Origin of the sequence: Streptomyces sp. NPDC058157 (genome assembly GCF_042884105.1) — a bacterium.
Taxonomy (GTDB): Bacteria; Actinomycetota; Actinomycetes; order Streptomycetales; family Streptomycetaceae; genus Streptomyces.
Window position 1 is genome coordinate 1 of the sequence record NZ_JBHVUQ010000340.1, and the last position, 4,266, is coordinate 4,266.

3 protein-coding genes are annotated in these 4,266 nt (G+C 69.3%); all 3 read right to left on the reverse strand.

Translation table 11 applies throughout. The features are described 5' to 3' along the window. Nucleotides 1-208: 208 nt before the first annotated feature. The 3 genes from ACFVXK_RS37280 to ACFVXK_RS37290 all read right to left on the reverse strand — a co-directional run bounded on the left by ACFVXK_RS37280 (nt 209) and on the right by ACFVXK_RS37290 (nt 3,430). On the reverse strand, nt 209-592 hold the full coding sequence (locus ACFVXK_RS37280; protein ID WP_389621420.1) for a DUF6009 family protein: 384 nt from the start codon (nt 590-592) through the stop codon (nt 209-211). Nucleotides 593-803: 211 nt separating this feature from the next. Next, entirely contained in the window at nt 804-2,351 is a 1,548-nt protein-coding gene (locus tag ACFVXK_RS37285) for a phage/plasmid primase, P4 family (RefSeq protein ID WP_389621423.1), read from the reverse strand. Beyond that, a complete protein-coding gene (locus ACFVXK_RS37290) occupies nt 2,348-3,430 on the reverse strand; it encodes a bifunctional DNA primase/polymerase (RefSeq protein ID WP_389621426.1) in 1,083 nt (360 codons plus the stop codon). Before ACFVXK_RS37290 ends, ACFVXK_RS37285 begins: the two co-directional genes overlap by 4 nt. Nucleotides 3,431-4,266: the final 836 nt, after the last annotated feature.

Below are 4,266 nucleotides of genomic sequence, written 5' to 3' on the forward strand. Positions count from 1 at the left end.
CCCCAAGGGGAAGCGGCCCACTTCGACGTTCAGGCGGAAATCCTTGATGGTCACCAAAGGTAACGGTATGGCCTTTGTTGCAGGCCTTCCGGTAGGTGGTCACGCCATTTCGTGATCTTCGGTCGGGATATCCGAAGATCACGGCCGAGAATGGTCGGTTCATACCAGCCGTCGGAATTGCAGGGACTGGAGGGACCGAATTCCGGAATCAGGCGACGGTACGCGCGGCCGCGGCGGATCCCCGCTGTGAGCGCTCGGTCTTCATGCCCACGCGTCGCGGCTCGATCGTGCGGGGGTCCACGGCCTCGCCGGGGGCGCCGGCGCGGTAGAGGCCGTCGGGCTCCGCGTCGCGGTCGTGCGGCAGCAGGTAGAACACGCGGCGCTTCTGCAGGCCGCTGTCGGGGTCGGCCTCCGCGGTGTCGCAGAGCTCGGCGAACCCCACCATGCGGCCGTCCCGGTAGTAGCGGGGCTTGCCGCGCCTGCGCGGGGTCTTGTCGAGGGCCTGGCGTACGTAGTCGAGTCCGGCGGGATCTTCCAGCCACACCACCTTTTCCTCGTGGGTGAGGTCGCTTGCCTGCAGTAGCGAGCTCATGGCTTTCGGCCCTCCTCGGGTTCGGTGCACGCCGTGCTCTTCGAACTGACTGACCACGCTACCGGGCGGCACGCGCGCGCATGGGCAGTACGCCGGGTAACGGCCCGTGACTGACTCGTTCGCTGTAGACGCATGGTAGGTGGCAAAGTGGTGTACCCGACAGTAGGACTGAACGGGTTGACACCCGGGACGGTCCGGTCGCACCGTGCTCTCATCCGGATTCTTCGGCGAGCAGGGCAAGACCGGGATAGAATTTCGCGCCGTTGGAACGGAGCATCTCGCTGGGTGAGGAAATGCCGACCTCGGCACGGATGCGCGTTGCGAAGGCGCGGGTGGTCGCGGGCCGTAGCCCCTCGTCATCTTGGCACCAGCTGCTGTAGGCGCGGTAGAGCGCGCCTTGTTCGACCTTGAGGTCGCGGGGTTCCTCCGAGCCGTCCCCGGTGGTGCAGCACTCGGCGAGGAAGCGTCCGATGTGGTCCTCGGTGGTGGCGTAGGCCTGGGTCGCGGTGCGCACGACGGAGGGTCCGCCGAGGGAGGGCTTGGTCCGGAGGTAGGACATGGCGCCCTGGATCATCCAGTGGAGGATGCCGGCCCCCTCGTGGCTGACGAGCTCCTCCGCAAGGTTGTCGATCTTGCGGTGGTCCGGGACCACCTTGTCGAACGGGATCAGGCGGATGCGGCGCCAGAAGGCGTGGCCGCCGGTCCCCACCTCGGGGCGGTGGTTGCCGAGCAGCCACAGCTTGTGGGTGGGCTCGAAGCTGAAGTAGTCCTGCCGCATCCGGCGTGCCTTGAGGCGGTCGCCGCCGGTGAGGAGCTTGACGCGGGCCTCGTCGAACTTGTCGTGCGGCTTGAGCTCGCTGCAGACGAACAGGCGGCGGCCGTGGAGCTCGGTCAGCTCGGTGGAGTGCTCGTTGAACTTGCCCCGCTCCATCAGGAAGCCGGGCGGTGCCACGTCGGCGTAGTCGCCCAGGATCTTGATGACGATGTCCATGAGGGCGGACTTGCCGTTGGCGCCGATGCCGTAGAGGAAGGGCAGGACCTGGCCGCCGACGTCGCCGGTGATGGAGTAGCCGAGCAGGAGGTGAACGAAGTTGATCATCTCCTTGCCCTTGTCGTCGTCCCCGAACGTCTCGGTCAGGAACCGGGCGAAGCGGGGCGTGGGGCTGGGCTCGGGCGCGAGGTAGGTCGCACGGGAGTGGAGGTCCCTGAGCGGATCCGGCTTGTGGAGGTCGCCCGTGCGCAGGTCGACGACGCCGGCGGGGGTGCACAGGGCGTACTTGTCGCCGTCGAGGGTGTCGGGGTCCAGGGCCAGTTCGGGTGAGGCCTTCGCCTGCGCGAGCATGGCCTTGACCCCGGAGGTCGACATGGCCCGCTTGCGGTGCTGGACGAGTTCGCGGTCGGTGAAGTGGCCCCTGGGATCGTGGAGCGGCATCTCCTCGGCCATGTCGCCGGCCGCCCAGATCGCCGCCTTCTCGCCTCCTGTGCGCTTCCACCGGTACTCGTCCCACACGTACCAGCCGAGGCCCTCGACGTGGCGGAAGCGGTGGTTGTGGAGGTGGGCGAAGAGTTTGGCGTTGCCACGGTCGGTGAGGTTGACCAGCAGGCCGGACTGGACGAAGTCGTCGGGCCTGCTGCCCGCCGGGGGAGTGGAGGCCTGCTGGGCGGGCAGCTTCGCGGTCGCGCGGGGCTCGGCGGCGAAGACCGCGAGCTGCTCCGCGGCGGCGTGCGCGTCGAAGCCGGTGCTTCCTTCGCTGCTCATGAACGTCCCTCGGGATGGATGGGGCGGTGGCTGCCGGCGCGGAGCGCGGAGTCGATGACGAGTTGGTTGCGGCGGGGTTGGGCGGGGCGTGCCGTGTGCGCGGCCTCGGTGAGGAGGGCGGCGCACTCGGGCAGGGTGATGTGGCCCGCGGCGGCGAGGCCGCCGGCGGTGAAGGCCGCCCGGTTGAGCTTGTCGCTGAAGGCCGTGCCCGACGGCGCGTGGGCGCAGCCCCGGACCTCGTCGAGGAGGGGCCCGAGGATGCGGTGGGCGGCGTCGGCCCGGCGGGGCGGCACGGTCCGCCGGGTCCGGGGCGCGGACGCGGGTACGGGTGCGGGTGCCGGGTGGTGGCCGGTGCGGGCGAGTTCGGCGTGCAGCCACAGCGGCAGCGGAGCGGGGGTACGGGCCCCGGGCAGGGCCTCGTAGGCACCGTGGGCCGTCCGGGTGCCGGGCGCGACGATGTACCCGCCGGTGGCGCGTACGTCGACCTGCCAGGCGAGGGCGGTACGGGTGCCGGTCCCGCTGGAGGAGCGGATGGGCGGGCTCCCCAGCGGGGCGCGGTACCAGATGTGCATGCCTCCGGTGGGGGTGCGGACGCGCAGGGTTGACTCGTCCAGGGCGGGGTCGGGCCGCCCTCGGTGTGCGGCGAGGAGCGCGAGGGTGTCGTAGCCGGTGCTCAGGCCGGTGAGGTCCACACGGTCGTCGATGGGGATGCCCGGCAGGAGCCGCGCCCGGTCGGGCAGCGGGGCCGGGTGGGTGTCGACGTCGAGGACGACGAGGCCGGCGGGGCCACAGGAGACCCCGACCCCGAAGCGGGGCTGCTCGGTCCACCAGTCCCTGATGAGGGCGGTGTCGGTGGTGGCGGCGTGAAAGCCGTGGCACCACAGGCCGTTGACCGGGCAGGGGCAGCCCGAGGGGGCGTGGGGTTCCTCCCTGCACCGTATGCAGTTGGCCGCCGGGGTCTTGGACCCCGGGGCGAGGGGGTGCACGGGCAGTCCCCGGGACGCCAGCCAGAGGGCGACCTCGAGTCCTCGGCCTGCCTCGGCTGCCGTTGGTGACGGCGAGGCGCTGCGGGCTGGCACGTGTCTTTCCTCGGCTGTCAGAGCTGATGGTTCGGTTGTCCCGGGATGGTGGGATACCTGCCCCCTGAACCCCTGGTCAGGGACTGAAGGGACCAAAGTTTCACAACGCCTGACCCTAACGCAGCGACACGCCGTAGCGGCGCAGGACGCTTGACCATTTCGTTTTCTCAGTCCCTTGAGTCCCTCGGGGGCAGGGGGAGAGGGGCGGAGGCCCGGGGGCCCCTCTGCCCGGGACCCCGACTCCCCCCGGGGGCAGGGGCGGAACCGCCGTCGGGCACCGTTCGGTCCCTGTCGCTTCAGTCACTGACGAACCTGCAGGTCAGGGGGCTGGGGCCGGATTCTCAGGGACTGAAGGGACTCAACTTCCCAGTTATGAAGCGAATAACACACATGAGGCTTCTTACGCCCGCGCATACACGCACGCACGTAAAGGCTGGAACAGTGGAAACTGAGTCCCTTCAGTCCCTGTGGTGGCTCCTAAAACTGCTCTGACCTGCGAAAACGTGGAGGGACTGAAGGGGTCAGGGACCGAGGGACCGAACGGTGGTGAGTCGTCTCGACGGGCCCGGGGGCGTATCTGGAGGGGGTTGGGGGCTCCACGTGCTTCAGACCCTGCCCGCGACGGGGGAGGGTCTGAAAGGGATGAGGGTCTGAAGGTGGAAGATCCGATCTGCAAAAGGGGCTCGGGGAATGTCAAGTCGCTCCGGGGGGGGGAGGGGCGGGGATACACGAAGTGGGGCGCGTACCCATGGGGGGGGGCCCCCATCGGGGTGTTGGGGGTGTTTTGGGGGTTTGGGCCTAAATCGGCGTGCGTTAGACATTTATTTATTTTCAGA

Bases quoted from the DNA above. Each gene is read 5' to 3' on its own strand.
- ACFVXK_RS37280 (WP_389621420.1), bottom strand. From the start codon at position 592: ATGAGCTCGCTACTGCAGGCAAGCGACCTCACCCACGAGGAAAAGGTG.
- ACFVXK_RS37285 (WP_389621423.1), bottom strand. From the start codon at position 2,351: ATGAGCAGCGAAGGAAGCACCGGCTTCGACGCGCACGCCGCCGCGGAG.